This window comes from Blochmannia endosymbiont of Camponotus sp. C-003, assembly GCF_023585685.1.
Taxonomy (GTDB): domain Bacteria; phylum Pseudomonadota; class Gammaproteobacteria; order Enterobacterales; family Enterobacteriaceae; genus Blochmanniella.
The window spans coordinates 171,730-195,955 of record NZ_CP097764.1; the positions used below are offsets into that span (position 1 = coordinate 171,730).

The window sequence follows — 24,226 nt, forward strand, 5'->3', positions numbered from 1 at the left end:
AACTATATTGTGGAGCTTTTTATTATCGACTACGAAAAATAATTCTTCCTTTACTTAAATCGTATGGTGTTAGTTCAACAGTTACTTTATCTCCTGTTAATATTCGAATATAGTTTTTTCTAATTTTACCAGAAATATGTGCTATAATGACGTGTCCATTTTCTAATTTTACACGAAACATCGTATTAGGTAAGGTATCTAATATGATACCGTGCATTTCGAAATTATCTTCTTTTGTCATTATGATCTCTAAAAAATTAAAAATTGGTCTAAAATTTTCTCATAAGATTAAAATATAATCAAGTGTTGATTATCGTGCATACGATAATTTAAATATTTAAATTTAATAAATTCAGGAGTTTATTTTTCAAATATAGTTATAAATAACAAACAACTATAATAGAGCATAATAGGGTCTATATTGTTAAAAGTTAGTTATTTATTGTGTTTATTTTTAGATGTGTGTATTTTTGTTTTAAAGTACGAATCTTATTTTTATGTTGTATTGCATATATTCAAGTTACAATATACTTATATATATATTGTATAGTCAAATTTATATATTTATTTAAACGTTGTTACTGTGTATATTAAGTAGCATGCAGGTATTAGTTATATTTGTTAAATATTAATGTGGATTTTTGTATTTTATAAATATAGATAATTACAAATTTTATTTATAAATTAATAAATAATTATTAGAATGTGCTTTTATTTGTTTGTTGTATTAAAATAGATAGCAGATAAGTAATGTTCAGCGTCTATTGCAGCCATACAGCCTGATCCAGCTGCAGTAATTGCTTGACGATAGCTGTGATCTATAACGTCTCCTGCTGCAAATATGCCTGGAACAGAAGTAGCTGTTACGTTGCCATTCATACCGGATTGTACGCAAATATATCCATTGTTTAATACAAGTTGATCATTGAATATAGAAGTATTTGGATTATATCCAATAGCGATAAATATACCTTGAAGATTGATTATGTGTTCCTTATCTTGTGTTAAGTCTGTTACACATAAACCGGTAACTTCTGTACCATTACCTAAAATTTCTTTAACAATATGATGAGTATGTAAAACAATATTTCCGTTTTCTACTTTATTCATGAGTCTATTGATTAATATTTTTTCTGCGCTAAATTTGGAACGACGGTGAATAAGATGAACCTTCGAAGCAATATTAGATAAATATAAACTTTCCTCTACTGCTGTATTGCCGCCCCCAACAACTGCAACAATTTGTTTATTAAAAAAAAATCCATCACAAGTAGCACATGAAGATACTCCCTTTCCTTTATATTTTTCTTCAGAAAGTATGCCAAGAGTGCGAGCATATCCTCCTGTACTTATGATTAAAGCGTCACACATATATTCGTATGTATTACCATATAAATGGAACGGGTATTGTTTGAAATTTACTTTCAAGATGTGATCAGAAACAATTTCTGTATGTAAACAAGTAGCGTGTGCATGCATACGATTCATTAGCATAGGTCCAGTGAGATTTTTTGGATCTCCAGGCCAATTTTCTATATCTGTAGTGGTGTTCAGTTGTCCTCCTATTTCTAACCCAGTAACTAATACAGGATTTAAATTAGCTCGTGCCGCATAAATAGCTGCAGTATATCCAGCGGGGCCTGTTCCTAATATGAGTAGCTTGCAATGTTTTTTTATTGTCATGATGATTGTATCTCCTTGTATGTTATCTCAATCATTTGAGGTAAGCATGAATATTTTTTAAGGATTATAGTGAATACTATAAGTCTATCACTTGTAATATATAATACTGTAATTAACACTAACTCACATAAAAAATTGAATGTATTTACGAGATATATTTGCAATATGCATCAATCGCGCTTTGTAGAAGATTAAAAGTGTTCTAAACTGTATTAGAATGCGATCTTTGTTAAAGATACATATATAGTATTGAGATAATATATTTGAAATATCATATTATTATGGTTTTGTAAATTAGTATATGCACATTCACATGTTATGTATATTGAATATATGTCACAATTGTATTGTGAATAATTATTCATATCAATTAACAGTATTAGTATTTAAAAATTAAACGCAATACTTGAAATAAATAAAATAACTATTTAATAAAATTTTTATTAATCCTTAAGTGAAGTAAGAGATATTTTTAGTGATTAATTTTATATTCATTGGTATAAGCATAACTTTATTATATTTAATTGTCGCATTAATTAGTTTTAATCCTGCAGATCCTGGATGGTTACAGACCATGTGGCATGGATCTATTCATAACTTTGGAGGTATGTTTGGAGCGAAAATTTCTGATTTCTTGTTTTTTACTTTTGGTATTCCAGTTTATATAATTCCGTTGTTTATATTTTTTTATCTTTGGAGGATTTGTGTACAGGGTATGCGTATTACTATTCTTATTTTTATATTTAAATTAATAGGTATATTAATACTATTATTCGCATGCTGTGGATTAGCCCATATAATGATGGATGATTTTTTTTATTTTTCTTCTGGTGGTATGCTAGGAAGTATATCGTACCATTTTATTTCATCGTATACACAAATAACTCATCATATCAGTATAATTTTGTTTTTTTTGATTGGGATTATTGATATTATAGTGTTTTTTAATAGTTTTTTTTGGATGGTGTTGAAAACTATCAAGAATCAATTATGTAATTATTTATCCTATTTAAGTACATTATTTTTTTGTTACAAAAAATATAGATATCGATTTATTCATCGAAAATCATGCACTCAGCGATTTATGTATCCATTGGTTTCTTTTCCACAGGATCTTAATTTTTTAAAAATTTCAAGAAATGATTTATTAAACATACACATCGTCCCTGATATATCTAAAAATATTATCAAATCTACTAAACAATGTAGCCCTACCTTAAGAAATAATTCTCTGAAAATGAAATGTATTTCAGAGATCAAGATATTTCGTCAAGGTCTCAATTGTATTGAGTACTTAGTATCCCACTTCAAATTATTCATAAGACAATCAGGTTATGATGATTATCAAAAAAAAAATGTGACTAATGTTAGTTATAAAGAAGAAAAATGTTCTGTAAACATTAATAAATATGACGAAAAAATTTGTAGTAATAACGATATGTATCGTTTTGATAAAAGAGAACAAAAACATAATGCGTCATGGACACAAGATTTAAATGTAATATGTACTGATAGAAATAATATTGATCAAAAAATTCCCATTGTTATTAACAAGAGCATAAAACGAAATGTGCCTTTTTTTAAAGATAAAAATATGCCTATAAGACATCATTATGATTTTTTTTATGACAAAACTAGTGTTACTTTTCCAGATATAAATTTATTGACTACATCTTCTTCAGAAAAAACAATGATAGATTTCTTGGAGTTAAAAGAACATGCTCAATTACTAGAATCGAAATTACTAGAATATCACATTACAGCAAAGGTGGTTAATATTGTTCCTGGACCGGTCATTACTCGATTTGAATTGAGTTTGTCACCAGGTATAAAATCGTCAAGAATTTCTAATTTATCGCGTGATTTAGCTCGTGTTTTATACACAAATTCTGTTAAAGTAGTGGATATAATTCCTGGTACTCCATATATTGGATTAGAAATTCCTAATAAAAAACGAAAAACAGTATATTTGGGAGACATAATCAGTTCAGAACAGTTCAGAAATATCAGTACTCCATTGGCGTTAGTTTTAGGAAAAGATATATCTGGAAAACCGTTAGTTGTAGATCTTAAATCTATGCCCCATTTATTAATTGCGGGAACTACTGGTTCAGGTAAATCTGTGGGGATTAATGCTATGATTATTGGTCTTTTATATAAGGCTACGCCCGAAGAAGTACGTTTTATTATGATTGATCCTAAAATTTTAGAATTATCAGTATATTCAGGTATTCCTCATCTTTTAAAAAAAATTATTACTAATACACAAGAAGTTTATGAAGTATTACAATGGTGTATAAAGGAGATGGAGCGTCGTTATAAACTGATGGCTATACTTGGCGTTCGAAATTTAGAAAATTATAACAACCATGTCACCCAATTTTATTCTAACAAATGTGTAACAAATAATATTATCGGTAAATACATGAACGATAAGATTGTATCTTATTCTGATAAATTAAAAAAATTACCTTATATTGTAATTATTGTAGATGAATTTTCAGATTTGATGATGACCACAACAAAAAAAGTGGAAGAATTGGTTATTCGTTTAACACAAAAGGCCCGCGCTGCTGGGATTCATGTAATTTTAGCAACTCAGAGACCGTCAGTTAATGTAATTACTGGAGTAATTAAAGCAAATATTCCATCGCGTATAGCTTTTACTGTATCGAGTAAGATAGATTCTCGTACTATTCTGGATCAATCTGGAGCGGAATCTTTATTAGGTATGGGCGATATGTTATATTTAGGACCTAATTCTTCCATATCTACTCGGGTGCATGGAGCATTCATAGAAGACCAAGAAATACATGCAGTAACTAATTTTTGGAAAAATAAAATGATTAGCGTATGATTCTTTATGAGTCATTAAAAATTATTATGGTGAACATGAAGATGTGCATAGCCGGATATTTAAAGTTAATTATTTATTTTAACAATATTTTAACGATTATAGAGATAATTAACTAAGAATGATGAAACAGATAATATATGCTGGATTTTTAAGCGTTATAATGATAATTATTACAGCAGTAGCTGATGATACATCTGTTTTTATATTACAAAATCGCCTTAAAAAAATAAGTAATTTTTATGTACATTTTGTTCAAAAAGTTGTTAATTCTGATAACAATACGATATTAGAATCTCACGGGGAATTATGGGTAAAACGTCCTAATTTATTTAATTGGCATATGATATCTCCTGAAGAAAATTTTTTAATATCTGATGGGAAAACACTTTGGTTTTATATTCCTTCTATCAAACAAGCGACTGCGTATTGGTTACACGACTTTTCTGATAATATTTTTTTTATGTTGTTTTTTAGTGATAATGTATATTCATGGAATGAATATGTTGTATCTCAACAAGGAGATTTTTTTTCTTTAATACCAGTGGGTAATAATTTTGATTTAAAAGAATGTAGAATTGAGATCACTGCTTGTGGCTCAATTGAGAGATTTAGTATTTTCGAAGAAAAAGGACAACGTGTAGATTATTATTTATTAAATAAAAAGAGTAATAATAGTATTGATATAAGTAAGTTTGATTTCATTCCTTCAGAAGATATTCAATTAGACGATCAAAGAAAATAATGTTTATTAGATAATTAATTGGATATTGAGTTAAATACACAAGGAAATTATTATATTTGATATGCATGCATATACACATAAAATTATATAAATCGTGTTGAGTTAATTTTTGTTGATATATTGTTGGGAGTTTGACGTATATCATGATATCTATATAATAAAAGAAATTTAAAAAAATATTACAGTTTGACATTCTTTAGTAATGCGCTGTATTTGATTATCCAACTGTTGTGCGCATGCACAACAGTTTTTATGTTATAAAAATATTACACAAGAGTACGTTTTGTGTTACTGAAGGGCAACAGGGAGTACTATTGTGGATATATATGTTATATATTTCGTGCTCTTATTAAAGAAGAGTGAAGTCATTTAAATTGTTTTCAAGTTATTTCATTTTATTATGTAGGCATGTTGATATACGAAAAGAGGTATTGTGTTTGTTAAAAGAATTAAAAATGCTATATAGTGTTACTGCGTAGTGATTTGTACACATGCATCTTAAATACACTCATTGATTTTTAAATATTTTTAAAGAATCAAATTGAATATGTATTAGGCAAGCATATATATGTACTTGAAACATCATTTAACATAATAAATAGCGGTATTCTATATTTGCATACTGAATTATATGACATTGTGGATTGTAATTAATGCAAATATAAATAGATTATTATTTATAATAATGTAAATTTGTTGTAGTTTTTAAAAATATATTATTGTGAAAATTGATGCATGATGCATGAGAGTATAGGTTAGAAATGATTGATCCTAATTTGTTACGCAGTAATCTTGATTTAGTCGCTAAAAAGCTCGCGCGCAGAAAGTTTATACTAAATGTTAATAAGTTTCGTCAGCAAGAAAGTTTGCGAAAAATTTTACAAAAACAAACTGAAAGTTTACAGACTGAGCGTAAAGCTAAGGCTAAAATTATAGGAATAGCTAAGTCTCGTGGAGAAAACGTAGAATTTTTATGTCAAGAGGCATATATTTTAGGAAAAAAATTAACTTCTCTTAAAATTGAAAATAAGGCTTTACAAAATAGAATTAAAGAATATGAGCTATCTTTACCAAATATTCCAGATGATCAAGTGCCTTATGGATTTAGAGATCAAGATAATTTAGAAATTATGCGTTGGGGTAAGCCAGTTCAATATAATTTTCCAATACGGGATCATGTAGAATTGGGTGCATTAACTGATGGTTTAAATTTTTCTCATGCGGCAAAATTAACTGGATCACGTTTTATCGTAATGAAAGGACAAATAGCGCATTTGCATCGTGCTTTGTCTCAATTTATGATAGATTTACACGTTAGATGTCATGGATATGAAGAATATTATCTACCATATTTAGTGAATCAAGAATCTTTGTATGGTGCAGGTCAATTACCAAAATTTTATGAAGATTTATTTCATATTCAACATTTACAATCCGAAACTAATCCATACACATTAATACCGACTGCTGAAGTGCCACTAATAAATTTAGTTCGTGATGTAATTCTTGAAGAAGAAGAATTACCTATTAAGATGGTCGCTCATACCCCATGTTTTCGTTATGAAGCTGGATCATATGGTCACTATACTCGTGGGTTGATTAGGACGCATCAATTTGATAAAGTTGAAATGGTTCAAGTAGTACATCCAGATAAATCTATGCAGATATTAGAAGAAATAACAACTCATGCAGAACAAGTATTGCAATTACTTAAATTACCATATAGGAAAATATTATTGTGTACAGGAAATATTGGATTTTCTTCGTGCAAGACATATGATTTAGAAGTATGGCTTCCAGCGTATAATACTTATTGCGAGGTTTCTTCTTGTTCAAATGTTGGGGATTTTCAAGCGCGTCGCATAAAGGCGCGTTATAAAGAAAAAATGAATAGAAAAACAAGATTGTTACATACTTTAAATGCTTCTGGAGTAGCAATAGGTCGGACGTTGGCAGCGGTGCTTGAAAATTATCAATTAGAAGACGGACGAGTGGCTATTCCTTCGGCGTTGTATCCTTATATGAATGGTATAACACATATTGATTAGGATCTTAATTTTTTTACTATAGTAATATGTTATTAAACATTGTTTTATGCTTTTAACTATTGTTTTGATAAGTAATCCATTTTGAAGAACATTATTTTAATTAATTTAATTATTTAAATGATCGATCATTATATGAATAAAGTATTTAATTTTAGCGCGGGTCCAGCAATGCTGCCACACCAAGTGTTAAGTCAAATTAAAGAAGAATTATATAGTTGGAATAATATGGGGATGTCCGTAATGGAAATCAGTCATCGTAGTAAAGAATTTTTTCAATTAATGCAAGATGCGAAACAAGATATGCGTGATCTTCTTGATATTCCAGAAACTTATGAAGTTTTATTTTGTCATGGTGGAGCACGTGCACAATTTTCTGCGATTCCTATGAATTTATTAAAAACATTTTCATCAAGAGTTGATTATGTAATTACTGGGTACTGGGCATACAATGCAGCAATAGAAGCAAAAAAATATTGTGATCCGCGTATGATTAATGTGGTCGATAAAAAAAATGGATTACATAATATTCAGTCTATATCTAAATGGGATGTTTCTGAAAATAGTCTTTATGTTCATTATTGTCCTAATGAAACCATTGATGGAATAGCTGTATATGAAACCCCAAACTTTTCTGATAAAATAGTAGTGGCAGATTGTTCTTCGACTTTATTTTCGCGCCCGATTAATGTAAACCGTTTTGGTATAATTTATGCTACAGCTCAAAAAAATATTGGTATATCTGGTTTGACTGTAATAATTATTAGAAAAGATCTATTGAAAGAACCTCATCGAGCAATCCCGTCCATTTTAAATTATAAGGTTTTATCTGATAATTGTTCAATGTTTAATACGCCTGTGACTATGTCTTGGTACGTTGCTAGTTTAATGTTTAAATGGTTTAAAGCACAAGGAGGCTTAGAGGAAATTGACAAATGTAATCAAGAAAAATCGACTCTGTTATATAATACAATTGATTCTAGTAATTTTTATTATAATAATGTTAGTTTACTTAATCGTTCGTATATGAATGTTCCTTTTTTTTTAAAAGACGATAGATTAAATGATCTTTTTTTAAAAGAATCAATATGTTTCGGGTTATATGGTTTAAAGGGACATAAAGTAGTTGGGGGTATGCGAGCATCTTTATATAATGCCATGACATTAGAAGGTGTGCAAAAATTAGTTGGATTTATGAAACTATTTTCTGAAAAATATTGTTAATTAGATTCAATTGCTATGTTGTAGCTATGTGTTAAATTTTTAAATACAATCACAATATTATTATAGTAAGTGGTATATTATAGGTTATTAATTTTTAAAGATTAGATATTTTTATATAAAAAGTTGGTGAAAAGTGAATAATTTTATCAAATTAGATCCTATAAGAAAAGTACATGGCACCATTCATCTTCCTGGCTCTAAAAGTATATCAAACCGAGCATTATTGTTAGCAGCACAATCTATAGGCACTACTCAGCTGACTAATTTGTTGAATAGTGATGATGTACATTGTATGCTAGATGCCTTACGAGATTTAGGAGTATCGTATTGTCTTTCAAATGATAGAACAACTTGTGAAATTAATGGCGTTGGAGGTCTGATTCAATCAAGAAATAACGGTAAATTAATTTTGTATTTAAGAAATGCTGGGACTGTTATGCGACCTCTTATTGCAGCTTTATCTGTAAAGAATCAAAATATTGTGCTTACTGGCTATCCTCGTATGAAAAATAGACCGATTGAACATTTAGTAAATGCTTTAAGACAAGGAGGAGCACATATTGAGTATATGGAGCGTAATGGCTATCCTCCTATACGATTGCATGGAGGATATTGTGGAGGCGAAATTTTTATTAAAGGGAGTATTTCTAGTCAATTTTTGTCATCTATGCTTATGATGGCGCCGTTAGCTTCTCGAGATACTCTTATTAAAGTAGATGGAGTATTAGTGTCTAGACCATATATTGATATGACTTTATCTCTTATGAAAATTTTTGGAATCGATATTCAACATGAAAATTATCGTGTTTTTTATTGTAAAGGAAATGCGGCATATCAATCGCCTGGTCATTATTTAGTGGAAGGAGATGCTTCAAGTGCTTCTTATTTTTTAGCAGCATCAGCTATTCGAGGAGGCACTGTTCGAGTTATAGGAGTCGGTCGGAACAGTAAGCAAGGAGATATTTATTTTGCGAATATATTAGAAAGGATGGGAGCAAAGATTAAATGGAGTGATAATTATATAGAGTGTAGTCGTGGATCTGATCTGAGTGCTGTTGATTTAGATGTTAATGATATTCCAGATGCAGCAATGACTCTTGCTATCGTTGCATTGTTTTCTATTAACGGTCCTACAGTATTACGCAATATTTATAATTGGAGAATTAAAGAAAGCGATCGAATAGCTGCAATGGCTACCGAATTACGTAAAATAGGAGCGGAGGTCGTAGAAGGGTATGATTATTTACAAATTATTCCTCCAGTTAAAATAAAATCGGCTTATATTGATACTTACGACGATCATCGCATAGCGATGTGTTTTTCTTTGACGGCATTGTCGGACGTTTCTATGATAATTAACAATCCTAAATGTATTGATAAAACTTTTCCAGATTTTTTTACACAATTATCTAGTATTAGTGTATATGATTAAGGATTTGATGTGTCATGGTGTTCATATATAATTTGAGTCGTATATATGAGAGTTATGATGAGTAATTTTTAAATATTAAAATAATTATTATATAGTGAAGATTGCGTGCTACAAGAGGAAAATTGTGGGCAATATATTTCCAGTTATTACTATTGATGGTCCAAGTGGAGCAGGAAAAGGGACTTTGTCTAGGACATTATCAAAAATTCTTGGGTGGAATCTATTAGATTCGGGGGTTATTTACCGAGTATTAGCGTTAGTAGCTTTAAAAAATAAAATTAATATTCATCGCGAAGAAAAAGTAGCAGCACTTGCTGAAAAGATACAGATAAGTTTTACAAATAGAAAAAATAGTTTTTTTGTATTATGCAATGGTAAAGAAATTAAAGAAGATATTTATACAGAAACTATAGGAAATTATGCATCTAAGATTGCCGCTTTTCCACAGGTGCGTCAAAATTTATTGGCATATCAACGTACATTTCGTCAATGTCCAGGACTTATTGCTGATGGACGGGATATGGGGACAGTAGTGTTTCCTAATGCGGAATTAAAAATTTTTGTTTATGCTTCTTTTGATGAAAGAAAACGTCGTAGATTACATCAATTGCGGAAAAAAAATTTTAATGTTAATTTAAAGTTTTTATTATCACAAATAAAAGAACGAGACGAGCGTGATTATAATCGAAAATTAGCGCCATTGACTCCTGCAATTGATTCATTAATATTAGATTCTACTCATTTATCTGAAGAAGAAGTAAAATCTAAGGTACTTGTGTATATTAGAGAGAGTCTAGTATTCTTTCCGAGAGTACTATATAATACTACGCATAATCAAGGATAATTATGATTATATTTTTTTATAACTCCATCGAAAAATGGAATGTGGTGGACGTTAATTGAAAATTGAAGATTATAGAAATGACAGAATCGTTTGCTCAGCTATTTGAGGAATCTTTAAAAAAAATAGAAACTTGTCCTGGATCTATTGTTCGTGGAGTTGTTGTGTCTATTTTTAAGGATATTGTGTTGGTCGACGCAGGATTAAAATCAGAATCTTCTATTCCTATTGAGCAGTTTTATAATTCTCAGGGAGAATTAGAGATTTCAATTGGTGATTATGTTGATGTTACATTGGATGCGATAGAAGATGGGTTTGGAGAAACTGTGTTATCACGTGAAAAAGCTAAACGTTATGAATCTTGGGTATTATTAGAACAGGCATATCAAGATATGACTACTGTTACAGGTATTATCAATGGAAAAGTAAAAGGAGGATTTACTGTTGAATTAAATGGGGTACGTGCTTTTTTACCTGGTTCCTTAGTGGATGTTAAGCCAGTACGTGATACTTCATTTCTAGAAGGGCAGGTATTTGAGTTTAAAGTGATCAAATTAGATCATAAACGTAATAATGTTGTAGTTTCGCGTCGTGCCGTGATTGAATCTGAACATAGTGTTGAACGTGATCAATTATTAAATCAATTACATGAAGGAATCTCAATTAAAGGGGTGGTCAAAAATTTAACTGATTATGGTGCTTTTATCGACTTAGGAGGTGTAGATGGTTTATTACATATTACTGATATGGCATGGAAACGTGTCAAACATCCTAGTGATATAGTAAATGTTGGAGATGAAATTGTTGTGAAAGTATTAAGATTTGACCGAGATCGTACTCGTGTATCTTTAGGTTTAAAGCAATTAGGTGAAGATCCATGGGCGGTTATTGTTCAACGCCATCAAGAAGGAAGTAAATTAATAGGCACAGTAACTAATTTAACTGATTATGGATGTTTTATTGAAATTGAGGATGGAGTAGAAGGATTAGTACATGTATCTGAGATGGATTGGACTAATAAAAATATCCATCCTTCCAAAGTAGTGACAGTTGGAGAATCTGTTGAAGTAATGGTGCTAGATATCGACGAGGAGCGTAGAAGAATTTCTTTAGGATTAAAACAATGTAAAATTAATCCATGGAAGAAGTTTGAAGATATGTATAATCGAGGTGATCGGGTTATAGGAAGAATAAAATCGATTACTGATTTTGGTATTTTTATAGGATTAGAAGGAGGGATTGACGGTTTGGTGCATCTTTCTGATATTTCTTGGTATTTATCTAATGAAGAAGCTGTGAATAAGTATAAAAAGGGTGACGAAATAATTGCTGTAGTTCTTCAAGTCGATGCAGAACGTGAACGTATTTCTTTGGGTATAAAACAATTAACGGAAGATCCTTTAAATGTGTATTTGTCTGCTCATAAAAAAGGAAGTATGGTATCCGGTAAGATTGTTTCCATAGATGAAAAAGGAGGAGCTACCGTAACGTTGGGTGATAATGCTGTAATTGGTTATTTATCTATTCCTTCTGTATCGAACAATAAATCTATTCATAAAAAAACAACGTATATGTCATTGCGTGTAGGAAATGATATATTTGCAACACTAGATGGGGTAGATCGTAAAAATAGAATCGTCAATTTATCTTCTTGTAATATATGCAATCCAATTCAAAAATCAGAAGTCAACATTGTTGATAATCAAATCAAAGAGAAAGATAAAAATTTCTCTGGTGTTATGGCGGAAGCATTTAAAGCAGCGACTAAAAATGATTAATTATTTTATTAAATAATTTTTTGTGTATTAAATTTATTAATATGTTAAAATAAGTCGTTTTATAGAAAAAAGAAGTAGAAAATAAGTGGATAAATATTTTAATGTATACACGATGCATATATTCAATTTTAATGTGAATGTACATGGTAATCAAATTAATTGGATGATGGTTTAGGATATTATATTAGATAGGATGAGGTTCGTTTTCTTAATAGAAAATAAGGATTATAATTGTTGTATGCCGTGTATTTGTTTCATTTTTAGTAAGTTGCTTTGATTTTTATTACTAAAGGTGATAAAAATTGGTTGATATTAACAATATAATATTATGAGCATAGTAAATTCTATTTATTTATTTAAGTTATATTAAATTAAATTAGTGTTTTATATAGTTGATGGTTAAATAGTACGGTTTTTACAGTCAGCAATAGTTAAAATATAAGTAAGCATAAGCATTAAATTCTTTTGAATCGTGAAAATCACATTTAATTACACAGACTATTATATACTAAAGATCAGAAATATATTGATGTATATCCAAAATAATTTTGGTATACAAGTGTAGTATTTTTTATTTTTATACATATTTATTTTATAAGATTTTTTACGAACCTTGGTGTATATATTTGAAGTATTCCATATTATGTGGTGTGTTGATTACAATTTATTCGAATATTTAGTATGAAATAAGTTATGACTGCAGGAACATAAATGTTGCAGTACAATAAAAACCATTCTTCTACTTGGCAAACTTTTCGTCGTCTTTGGCCAATAATTTTTCCTTTTAGAGTAGGATTAGTTATTGCTTCTATCACTTTGATTTTGAATGCAACAAGTGATGCTTTAATGTTAGCTTTATTAAAACCGTTACTTGATGATGGTTTTGGAAAAGCTAATAGAGATGTATTTGTGTGGATGCCATTGGCTTTAGTGGGATTAATGGGTATTCGAGGTTTTAGTGGTTTTGCTTCGACTTATTGTATATCTTGGGTATCTGGACAAGTAGTGATGCAAATGAGACGTGCATTATTTAAACATATTATGAATATGCCGGTTTCTTTTTTTGTAAAACAATCCACTGGTACATTAGTATCTAGAATTACTTATGATTCTGATCAAGTTGCTTCTTCTTCTTCTGGAGCCTTAGTGACTGTGATTCGAGAAGGAGCGTCTATTATTGGTTTATGTATCATGATGTTTTATTATAGTTGGCAATTGTCATTGATTTTAGTGTTAATTGCACCTATAGTGTCCATCACTATTAAGCTTGTCTCTTATAGATTTAGAGCAATTAGTAAGAAGATGCAGAGTGCTATGGGTCAATTAACTAGTAGTGCTGAGCAAATGCTGCAAGGACATAAAGAAGTATTAATATTTGGAGGGCAACACACAGAAAAAGATAGGTTTAATTGCGTCAGTAATCGTATGAGGCAACAAAGTATGAAGATGGTGCAAACTTCGTCTATTTTTGATCCGTTGATTCAATTTGTTGCATCTTTGGCATTAGCATTCGTGCTATATGCAGCTAGCATTCCAAGTGTTATGGAGATGCTTACTGCTGGAACTATTACTGTTATTTTTTCATCTATGATAGTTTTAATGAAACCATTAAAGTCTTTGACTAATGTCAGCGCTCAATTTCAACGTGGAATGGCAGCTTGTCAAACTTTGTTTTCCATATTAGATTTAGAAACAGAAAAAGATCAAGGTATACTTGATATTGCAAGAGTACAGGGACATATTGTTTTTGATAATGTTACTTTTTTTTATCCTGAAAAAAACACACCATCGCTTTCTAAAATTAATTTTTCCATTGAATCAGGAAAAACTGTTGCTTTAGTAGGTCGGTCTGGTTCTGGAAAATCTACTATTGTAAACTTATTAACTCGTTTTTATGATATAGATAAAGGACGCATATTGCTTGATGGTTTTAATTTAAATGATTATAAACTTTCTTCTTTACGTAATCAAATAGCTGTGGTATCACAAAACGTTCATTTGTTTAATGATACTGTTGCAAATAATATCGCGTATGCTCGCAGAAATTTCTATTCTAGAGAATCTATCGAAACTGCAGCCCGTATGGCATGTGCTATGGATTTTATTTCTAAAATGAAAAATGGATTAGATACTATTATAGGGGAAAATGGGATACTATTATCTAGTGGTCAACGTCAACGTATTGCTATTGCACGCGCTTTGTTACGGGATTGTCCTATTTTAATTTTCGATGAAGCCACTTCTTCTTTAGATTCTGAGTCAGAGTATATTATTCATAAATCTCTGGATACATTAAAAAAAAATAAAACATCATTGATTATCGCTCATCGTTTATCCACCGTTGAAAATGCAGATGAAATATTGGTAATTGAAAATGGTTATATTATGGAACGTGGTGTGCATAAGGTCTTAATACGTAGCCAAGGAATGTATGCTCAATTATATAAATTACAATTTTCTTCTTGATGTTTGTTCGTATTTGGTTTAAATCATCGTTTTTTTATTTATTTTTATTGCCATTTTCTTGGTTATACGGTTTAATCAGTACGCTTAATCGTATTAGTTATCAGTGTGGATGGCGTAAAGTATATCGATTTTCGGTACCAATAATAATTATTGGTAATTTAACGATCGGAGGAAATGGAAAAACTCCAATGGTATTGTGGTTGGTAGAACAGTTAAAACGTCGTGGTTGGAAGGTCGGAGTAATTTCTAGAGGGTACAAAGGTAAATCAAATAGTTATCCAATAATTATTGATACAAATAGTCATAGTGAGGAATGTGGCGATGAGCCTATGTTAATTTGGAAACGAACCGGAGTATCAGTTGCTGTTGCTCCAAAACGTGCTGATGCAGTTGCTGCGTTATTGAGCACGCAAGAACTGGATATCATAATAAGTGATGATGGATTACAACATTATGCGCTTTTTAGAGATATAGAATGGGTAATAGTTAATAGTTCGCTCCGATTTGGAAATGGTTGTTGGTTACCAGCAGGTCCTATGCGCGAACGTATTAGCAGACTGCATACGGTAGAAGCAATTATTGTAAATGGATTAGAGGTAGAAATACAATCTGGAGAAATATTAATGCAGTTATGTCCTAGCGCTGTCATCAATATATTAACAGGAGAACGTAGACCTCTTTATTATTTTTTAAATAATGTTGTGGCTATAGCAGGGATCGGGTATCCTACACAATTTTTTGATACTTTACGCAGTTACGGCATTATTCCTATTCGCTCAATTTCGTTTTCTGATCATCATGTGTATTCTGAAAAAATGTTAACATCCCTTACAAAAAAAGATGAGATATTATTAATGACTGAAAAAGATGCAGTTAAGTGTATAGATTTTGCTCATGATAATTGGTGGTATGTGTATACAGAAGTGAAGATCAATAAGATAGATACGCATAACCTATTGTGCACGGTGGAGGATAAAATCAGGCATTATAAGGATTTAAAATGTAATATGTAATAATTAAATTTTTTACAACATTTGATGATAGATAATGATATAAAGAAAGATTAAATAACATTTAAAAGTGTTCTGTGATTTCATGCATATGAAAGTGTTGATATAGTAAAGTACATTACTTAAATGATAAAAATTATTATTTTTTGAATTATAGAATACATATAGAATAGTTTTTTGTGTACAATATATATAAGTTAAAATTTATCGGTTTAGTAGTATTATGATGAGATATCGGTTATTAAAGATTATTGTGTGTCCTATATGTTATTCGAAATTATCTTTTGATTTAGAAAAAAAAGAATTAATTTGTGATGTTGATAATTTAGCTTTTCCAATAAGAAAAGGAATCCCGGTTCTTTTAAAAAAAGATGCTCGTAATTTTATATTATAAAAAGGTAAACTATGAATTTTGTAGTAATTATACCTGTCCGATTTTTTTCGACGCGTTTTCCAGGAAAAGCTTTAGCAGACATTAATGGAAAACCTATGATTATTCGTGTTATGGAAAATGCTTTAGATTCTGGAGCCGATAAAGTGATTGTTGCTACAGATAGTTCTCGTATAGCAAGAGTTATTCAATCGGAGCGATCTGAAAGTGAGGTATGCTTAACACGATCTAATCATCAGTCAGGTACTGAACGTCTTTCAGAGGTAGCTGTCAATTATAAATTTTCAGATGATCAAATTATCGTACACCTTCAAGGAGACGAACCTTTGATTTCATCTATCATGATTCGTCAAGTAGCAAGTATTTTGTATTCAATGAGTAGTGCTACTGCTATGGTTACTTTGGCGACGCCATTGCGTTCTTTCGAAGAAGCATGTGATGATAATATCGTTAAAGTTGTTGTAAATGCGAATAGTAATGCTCTTTATTTTTCTCGCTCTATGATTCCATGGAATACAGGAGATTTTAAAAATTATTTAGATAGTGAATTATCTAAGATGTTATTACGTCATATTGGTATTTATTCATATCGAACTAAATTTCTGAGTCGGTATATTGAATGGACTAAAAGTCCATTGGAACAACTTGAACGTCTTGAACAGCTTCGAGTGCTATGGCACGGAGAAACAATACATGTTTCTGTAATTGATGATGTATTTAGTATTAGTGTGAATACTCCAGAATCATTGATGCATGTTAATTCTGTATTTAAAAAATAAATATACTACTTATATAGTTTATTATGACTATATGGAATAAAGTTTTTATCATATTAATAATGTAAATTACTTAATTTTTAAAAAGTAATTATATAGGGAATTTTGATTAATTTTTATTGTTTATAATTAAGCACATATCACTAATATGGGGTTTAAGGATTGCTTTGATTATTATATTAATTGTGGTATTATCATATCTCCTTATAATATGAAGATTATAAGGTTGAAATATGTTTATAATTTTTTAATGAGTGACATTTTGAGAAATGTTTTTAGTAAACGTGAGCATTGCATATAGTATGATTATCATTAAACAATGATACATATATTTTGTTTATGTTGGTTAACTAACGTGGGGTACAAAAAAATAAAATTATGCAGCAACGATTACGTCTAGTGGTGGGAATATCAGGGGCTTCAGGAGGGATTTACGGGATCCGAGCGTTGACTATTTTAAAAAAATGCTCTATGAATGTAGAATCTCATCTTATTGTTACTAGAAATGCTTTGGTTACATTACAACAAGAACTCAATATGAGCAAGCAATCTGTATATGAGTTAGCAGATGTTGTGCATCTTCCTCAAGATATCGGCGCATCAGTTGCTAGTGGATCTTATCCAACTATAGGTATGTTAATTGCTCCATGTTCTATTAGAACTATGTCGGAAATTAGTTCAGGAATGACATCGTCATTGATTGGTCGTGTTGCAGATGTAATGTTGAAGGAAAAACGTAAACTGGTGTTAATGATTAGGGAAACTCCATTGCATTTGGGGCATTTACGCACAATGGTTAAATTAACAGAATTTGGAGCAGTAATTATGCCGCCTGTTCCCGCGTATTACACACACCCAAAAACTATAGATGACATTATTTGTTACACTGTGACAAGAGCTCTCAACCTATTTGGCATTGATACTAATAATGTTTCTTCTACTTGGTTAGGCATACGGCATCGAACTCACGATAGTACTATAAAATTAAATTGAAAATCATTTGATTACCTATATCAATACATATTGTATATATACACTAATGATTAGATTTTTGTAATTTTTTGAAATAATTTAACTCAATAGTTTAACAGTTTTTTAGATATATCTATCTGAAACTAGTGATATATTTTCCGTATTTGTGGAATCAGAGTTTAAAGCTATCACTGCTATCGTCTGTTGCGCAATCTTCGCTGATGGACGATGAAGATTGCGCAAGATTTAGTTTGGCAAACATTTGTTCCATATCACTTAAGTGTTTAGTATTTCTTCGTTCTCTTATAGTATTTTCAAGTTTATTCATATGTTCAGTAGTACCTATTGACGCAAACTTAGATTGCCTGTGTGTGAATAACCGATACGATAAGTCATCATTTTGATTTAATTCAACAATTTTAGAATCCTCAGGATAATAAGAAGGATTACGAGTTTCTTTATTGTAATTTGTGTTGTTTCCAGAATAGGTTTGTTGACCTTCATTAGGAGACATGGGTCTAGTAGATAATGGAAGTATATCATTCAGCGTTGATGATGCTGCGATACATGCCGATGAATCTTTTTCTAAAAAAGAAAAAGGAATCATCGGAGGAGGCGGAGGAGGAGTTAAAAAAGTGCAATCGTCGGCTTTTTTTATAGTATTCTGATCATTTTCTGATGGAGTATTACATACGATATTATTCTGTGGCGCAGCCACATTTGCATTGTTCATTACATTACGCTGATTATCGTCATGACAAATGAATGTATGTTCAGTTATACTTTCTGTGACGTTAACTCCGGAATCATTATTAATTTTAACAACAGAAGCGTCATTGTTTTGTGTATTTATATTTAACAATGTTTGTTGTGAAAAATCTTTTACTACAATACGTATATTTTGTTTTGTTTGTTTATGAGGAACTTGTGTTACATTATCATTAATGTATGAAATGAAAATATTATCTTCTTGTTTAATAGGATACTTAGGGAGATAGAGCGCATAAGTGTTATTTGTTATTGCAACAATATTACCTCCTAGATTTGATAATGATTCAAAATCCCATCGCGCAAATTTATCATTATTGTCCTCGATTTGAATTATTTTAATTTCTCCAGGATGCCCTATTATTTTGTGAGTGTAGCGCAAGGGTGGAATGTGATGATGGTCATTCATTGAAATATCATCGTGGTGGTATTGACATTGAATGATCGTAGGTATAAATGGTTGTATTATAGTATCAATATTATTTTGTATTGATGTATTTTTTTTATGCATATAATTAATTTGTTCCATAATAGGAATACCGAATTGGTAATCTATTAATATTTTACAAATGGTACTATTGTATTGCTTATTTAAAAAAATATTATTGATACTAAAACCTAGTATGGGAATCGGTTGATAATTCAAATCTAACGATAAATAATAGTCATTATTTTTTTTGTTGAAAATTTTTTTGTATTTTTTGTTATAAATAAATTGTTCCAATTTTATTTTTCCAGTAAATTCAAAAAAGTGTGGAAATTTAGTTTGTATATATAGTTGATGTCCTCTTTTTGGATAATATGTGTTAAATTTTTGTAATGATGTTTCAGGATCAAAAATGTTGTCTAAATTATAATAATTATTTAACATGAATAAAGTATTATAAAACCAATATTCTATACCAACATTCATTGAGTATGGTTGATGGATTTTGTTAGAAATAGGACAGTGATAAAAAGCATTATATCCAATAGCGTATTTCTTATTAGTTAGATATCTTTTTCCTCCTCCAAAATTAAAAATTTGTTCTGATAAAAGATTATGTATCCCTAATTGCATAAAGGATAGGTTTTTTTTATATTTGTTGTGTTGTGTATGAAATGCATGAAACATATTGATTGAATCGTTTTGTAGTTGTATTTTAGATTTGTAAGTAGAAGAAAATGGAGATAGATAATTATATGCATGGGCACGTAGTTTATTCGTTGTATCAGGATGAAAATTAAGAGTATGATGTATATGGTCGTGAGTGTATAACTTCATCTCTTGTTGATAGAATCCATCTTGGTGGAATGTGTTGTTGTTGATATTTGGTGTAGCGCGCTCTTTGAGCGTACTACACCAGGCAATTTCGTTATATGCAAATATTTGCAATACTATTCCCAATATAATTAATATCGTCATGTTGAAATTTTAATTAGTATATTTTGTATTGTATGTGTGCAGTATATTTACGTTATTGTTTTGTTATTATAGACAAATAATTAATATATACAAAATTATAAGTCAAATAATTTTTATTTTAAATAGAAATTTAATTTGGAAATAAAATCACTGATTTTGAGTATATGATATATAACGATTATATTTATATAATTAATAAAATCAATGAACATTTTTTATAATTAGAGGTGGTAATTATTATGACGATGCGTTTCGAAAAAGACACTATGGGGACAATCTTAGTACCGAATGATCGGTTATGGGGAGCGCAGACACAACGAGCATTAAAATATTTTAATATTTCTGATGAGAAAATTCCTTTTTCGTTAATTAAAGCGTTGGCTCAAATTAAACTTGTAGTAGCGCAAGTAAATTGCGATCTAAAACTAATAGATTGTAAACGGGCTCAAGCAATTATTCAAGCGGCAGATGAAGTATTATCTGGCATACATAAAGATGAATTCCCAATATCAGTTTGGCAAACTGGATCTGGGACTCAAAGCAATATGAATATGAATGAAGTTTTAGCTAATAGAGCTAATGAATTGTTAAGCAGTGAAGTAAGCGAAAATAGGAAATTTGTGCACCCAAACGATCATGTTAATAAAAGTCAAAGTTCCAACGATGTTTTCCCTAGCGCAATGCATATTGCAGCGGTAGTTAATTTAAATGAACAATTAATACCTAAAGTTAAGATGTTACAAAAGGCTTTGTTTGATAAATCTGTTGAATTTAATAATATTATTAAAATTGGGCGTACTCATCTTCAGGATGCTACTCCATTAACTTTGGGGCAAGAGATTTCTGCTTGGGTATCTATGTTACAGCATAATATAGACCATATAGAAGTTACAATACCTCATTTATGTGAATTAGCGTTAGGAGGAACAGCAGTGGGTACAGGTTTAAATTCTCATCCGGAATATGCTGACCGTGTTGCTGATGCATTATCGTTTCTTACTAAACATAATTTTGTTAGCGCATCAAATAAATTTGAGTCGTTATCGACATGTGATGCATTGGTGCATAGTCATGGATCTTTGAAGGGTTTAGCGGTTTCTATGATGAAAATTGCTAATGATGTGCGTTTATTATCTTCCGGTCCTAGATGTGGTATAGGTGAATTAAGTATTCCTGAAAATGAACCAGGTAGTTCAATGATGCCCGGAAAAGTTAATCCAACGCAGTGTGAAGCTATGACTATGTTGTGTGCTCAAATTATGGGAAATGATGTGAGCATAAATATTGGGGGTGCATCTGGTCATTTTGAATTAAATGTATATAGGCCATTGATTATATATAATTTCTTGCAAACAGTACAGTTGCTGGCAGACGGTATAGAAAGTTTTCATAAATATTGTATTATAGGAATTCAACCTAAGTATCAAAGAATTAAAGAATTACTCAATAGTTCATTGATGTTGGTAACTGCGTTGAGTCCGTATATTGGGTATGATAAGTCGGCAGAAATTGCTAAAAAGGCACATTTAGAAGGATTAACTTTAAAGGAAGCTGCGTTGCAATTGGGTTACGTAAATGACCAGCAATTTGACGAGTGGGTTTGCCCTGAAAATATGATTAATTCTTGAGAATCATGTTAATTATATCAGAAATTAATAATTCAATTATGTTAAACAACGATAGATATTATAAGTATTTTCAATAACAATAAACATTATAAGATAATTCATGCAGTGCTATCGATGAATCGCGTTAAACGGTATCAGATTTTATGTAAATTACGAGATAACAATATTCATCCAGTTATTGGATTGGCTTATCGGTCAGAATTTGAGTTGTTGATTGCGGTGTTATTGTCGGCTCAAACAAGTGATATACAAGTTAATAAAGTAACAAAGAACTTATTTAAAGTAGCTAATATACCAAAAGATATGTTACGTTTGGGAGTAGATGGCGTTAGAAATTATATTAAATCTATCGGTTTATCAAATAATAAATCTAAAAATATTATTGAAACTTGTCGTTTGTTGATAGAAAATCATAACGGTATGTTACCGTCAGATCGTATTGGTTTAGAATCTTTACCCGGCGTTGGACGTAAAACTGCTAATATTATTTTAAATGTAGTTTTTGGTTGGGCTACAATTGCGGTAGATACACATGTATTTAGGTTTTGCAATCGTAGTCGTTTTGCGCTAGGAAATAATGTTTGGTCTGTAGAAAAGAAATTATTATCGGTAGTACCAAAAGAATTTAAGAGAAACTGTCATCAGTGGTTAGTACTACATGGTAAGAATATTTGTCGGGCTAAACAGCCCCGTTGCCGTGTCTGTGTGATTCAAGATTTGTGTGAATTTAAAGAAAAAAATAGTCTATATCATAGTAGAAAGTTATATAATTAAAATATTTAGATAGTGTAATAAGGTAGACTGTGAGATTGTGTTTGTATTTTAAAAGTATATATATTTGAAATCTACAATAATGCATTTAGTTACATTTAGATTATTCCCATTTGATTAAGCAATAGTGTTTTTTTCCACGTTTTAATAATGTAAAACGACCATGTAATCTGTCGATGGAAGAAAAAATATATTCTTTTTTTAATTGTTTTTTTGAGTTTATAGTAATGCTATTAGATGAAATTAATTCGCGTGCTTTCGATCGAGATGTTACTAATTTAGAATCTACTAACGCCTGTTGTAATGTAATACCGGCTTTCAGTGGTACGGTTGGGACGCCATCTTGACATAGTTGTTTAAAATCATCTAAGGTGAGTTTATGTATTTGTCCTGTAAAGAGATTGCTAGTAATTTTTTGCGCTGTTTTTAATCCTTCTTTTCCATGGACTAATCGGGTAATTTCTTCTGCTAATATAATTTGAGCTTGTGGTTTTGTATTTTTTATGCTATCCTCTTTTTTTAAAAGGTTGATTGTATCTACGTCAATGTTGGTAAAAATTTTAAGAAAACGATATACTTCTTTATCAGAAGAATTGATCCAATATTGATAAAATGTATAGGGACTGGTTTTTTTTGCATCTAGCCATATCGTGTGTTGTTCTGTCTTTCCAAATTTAATATTATCAGCTTTGGTAAGTAAAGGCATAGTGAGTCCGTAAACAGTTCTTTTATATGTACGCCGTATCAAATCAATGCCTGATACAATATTGCCCCATTGATCAGAACCTCCAATTTGGAGTATTGCATCATAATTTTTATATAAATAGGTAAAATCATAACTTTGTAATAAATTATAGGAAAATTCAGTATAAGATATGCCATAATTATTTTTTTGTAACCGTTTTTTTATGGCATCTTTATTGATCATTTTATTTATAGAAAAAAATTTACCGATATCTCTTAAAAATGTTAAGAGCGATATAGAAGATAACCAGTCGTAATTATTCACTATACAGGCTTGTGAATGTTGACTGTAAGAGAAGTCTACAAATAAAGACACTTGGTGTTTGATTTTTTCTGTCCATTTTTGCACTGTTTCAGTTACATTGAGTTTTCGTTCCGAGTCCTTGAAACTTGGATCTCCGATGAGCCCAGTGCCTCCTCCTAGTAAAATTATAGGACGATGCCCAAATGCTTGAAATTGTCTTAAACATAACAATGGGACTAAGTGTCCTATATGTAAACTATCGGATGTTGGATCAAATCCGCAGTACAAAGTAATGGATTTTGATTGTAATATTTTAATTAATGTTTTTTGGTTTGTAATTTGTGCTATTAAATCACGTTCGTATAAAAACTTTATTATATCAATATTTTTATTATTCATACAAATATCGTTTCAGTATGTAATGAAGAATGAAGAGTTCAAATGTATAT

Annotated in this window: 17 protein-coding genes and 2 pseudogenes; 15 read left to right on the plus strand and 4 right to left on the minus strand. The window is 30.3% G+C overall.

Going from position 1 to position 24,226, the window contains the following annotated elements; translation table 11 throughout:
* Positions 1–22: 22 nt before the first annotated feature.
* Together infA and trxB are read right to left on the minus strand one after the other, a co-directional pair.
* Positions 23–241 carry a translation initiation factor IF-1 gene (gene infA / locus M9397_RS00705; RefSeq protein WP_250227058.1) on the minus strand — a complete coding sequence of 73 codons (219 nt, stop codon included), beginning with the start codon at positions 239–241 and terminating at the stop codon, positions 23–25.
* 470 nt (positions 242–711) lie between these two features.
* A complete protein-coding gene (gene trxB / locus M9397_RS00710) occupies positions 712–1,683 on the minus strand; it encodes a thioredoxin-disulfide reductase (protein ID WP_250227059.1) in 972 nt (323 codons plus the stop codon).
* Between the two features lie 475 nt (positions 1,684–2,158).
* Between trxB and M9397_RS03325 the strand changes: the two are divergent.
* From M9397_RS03325 to M9397_RS00770, 13 genes and pseudogenes are all read left to right on the plus strand, one after another.
* A pseudogene (locus M9397_RS03325) lies at positions 2,159–2,551 on the plus strand (DNA translocase FtsK 4TM domain-containing protein); the annotation flags it as partial.
* Between the two features lie 762 nt (positions 2,552–3,313).
* Positions 3,314–4,519: pseudogene (locus tag M9397_RS03330) on the plus strand (DNA translocase FtsK); the annotation flags it as partial.
* A 139-nt stretch (positions 4,520–4,658) separates the two neighbouring features.
* On the plus strand, positions 4,659–5,282 hold the full coding sequence (lolA, locus tag M9397_RS00720) for an outer membrane lipoprotein periplasmic chaperone LolA (protein ID WP_250227061.1): 624 nt from the start codon (positions 4,659–4,661) through the stop codon (positions 5,280–5,282).
* Positions 5,283–6,043: 761 nt separating this feature from the next.
* Positions 6,044–7,330, plus strand: coding sequence for a serine--tRNA ligase (gene serS / locus M9397_RS00725; RefSeq protein ID WP_250259779.1), 1,287 nt, complete (start codon positions 6,044–6,046; stop codon positions 7,328–7,330).
* A 132-nt stretch (positions 7,331–7,462) separates the two neighbouring features.
* On the plus strand, positions 7,463–8,551 hold the full coding sequence (gene serC, locus M9397_RS00730; RefSeq protein ID WP_250227063.1) for a 3-phosphoserine/phosphohydroxythreonine transaminase: 1,089 nt from the start codon (positions 7,463–7,465) through the stop codon (positions 8,549–8,551).
* Between the two features lie 133 nt (positions 8,552–8,684).
* Positions 8,685–9,983, plus strand: coding sequence for a 3-phosphoshikimate 1-carboxyvinyltransferase (aroA, locus tag M9397_RS00735; RefSeq protein ID WP_250227064.1), 1,299 nt, complete (start codon positions 8,685–8,687; stop codon positions 9,981–9,983).
* A gap of 121 nt (positions 9,984–10,104) precedes the next feature.
* Positions 10,105–10,827 (plus strand): (d)CMP kinase, encoded by a 723-nt coding sequence (gene cmk, locus M9397_RS00740; RefSeq protein ID WP_250227230.1) that lies wholly within the window; start codon positions 10,105–10,107, stop codon positions 10,825–10,827.
* A gap of 77 nt (positions 10,828–10,904) precedes the next feature.
* Positions 10,905–12,602 (plus strand): 30S ribosomal protein S1, encoded by a 1,698-nt coding sequence (gene rpsA, locus M9397_RS00745; RefSeq protein ID WP_250227065.1) that lies wholly within the window; start codon positions 10,905–10,907, stop codon positions 12,600–12,602.
* 711 nt (positions 12,603–13,313) lie between these two features.
* Entirely contained in the window at positions 13,314–15,068 is a 1,755-nt protein-coding gene (gene msbA, locus M9397_RS00750; RefSeq protein WP_250227066.1) for a lipid A ABC transporter ATP-binding protein/permease MsbA, read from the plus strand.
* Positions 15,068–16,081, plus strand: coding sequence for a tetraacyldisaccharide 4'-kinase (lpxK, locus tag M9397_RS00755; RefSeq protein ID WP_250227067.1), 1,014 nt, complete (start codon positions 15,068–15,070; stop codon positions 16,079–16,081). Before msbA ends, lpxK begins: the two co-directional genes overlap by 1 nt.
* 223 nt (positions 16,082–16,304) lie before the next feature.
* Positions 16,305–16,472, plus strand: coding sequence for a Trm112 family protein (locus M9397_RS00760; RefSeq protein ID WP_250227231.1), 168 nt, complete (start codon positions 16,305–16,307; stop codon positions 16,470–16,472).
* Positions 16,473–16,483: 11 nt separating this feature from the next.
* Positions 16,484–17,248, plus strand: a complete 765-nt coding sequence (gene kdsB, locus M9397_RS00765; protein WP_250259781.1) for a 3-deoxy-manno-octulosonate cytidylyltransferase — start codon at positions 16,484–16,486, stop codon at positions 17,246–17,248.
* Positions 17,249–17,623: 375 nt separating this feature from the next.
* Positions 17,624–18,238 carry a UbiX family flavin prenyltransferase gene (locus M9397_RS00770; RefSeq protein WP_250227069.1) on the plus strand — a complete coding sequence of 205 codons (615 nt, stop codon included), beginning with the start codon at positions 17,624–17,626 and terminating at the stop codon, positions 18,236–18,238.
* Between the two features lie 151 nt (positions 18,239–18,389).
* Here M9397_RS00770 and M9397_RS00775 read toward each other — a convergent pair whose 3' ends face one another.
* A complete protein-coding gene (locus M9397_RS00775) occupies positions 18,390–20,390 on the minus strand; it encodes an inverse autotransporter beta domain-containing protein (RefSeq protein WP_250259783.1) in 2,001 nt (666 codons plus the stop codon).
* Between the two features lie 236 nt (positions 20,391–20,626).
* On the opposite strand from M9397_RS00775, the gene fumC reads away from it, so the two are divergent.
* Together fumC and nth are read left to right on the plus strand one after the other, a co-directional pair.
* Positions 20,627–22,018, plus strand: coding sequence for a class II fumarate hydratase (fumC, locus tag M9397_RS00780; RefSeq protein ID WP_250259889.1), 1,392 nt, complete (start codon positions 20,627–20,629; stop codon positions 22,016–22,018).
* A 114-nt stretch (positions 22,019–22,132) separates the two neighbouring features.
* Positions 22,133–22,792 (plus strand): endonuclease III, encoded by a 660-nt coding sequence (gene nth / locus M9397_RS00785; protein WP_250227071.1) that lies wholly within the window; start codon positions 22,133–22,135, stop codon positions 22,790–22,792.
* Between the two features lie 100 nt (positions 22,793–22,892).
* Here nth and tyrS read toward each other — a convergent pair whose 3' ends face one another.
* Positions 22,893–24,176 carry a tyrosine--tRNA ligase gene (gene tyrS / locus M9397_RS00790; protein ID WP_250227072.1) on the minus strand — a complete coding sequence of 428 codons (1,284 nt, stop codon included), beginning with the start codon at positions 24,174–24,176 and terminating at the stop codon, positions 22,893–22,895.
* Between the last annotated feature and the right edge of the window lie 50 nt (positions 24,177–24,226).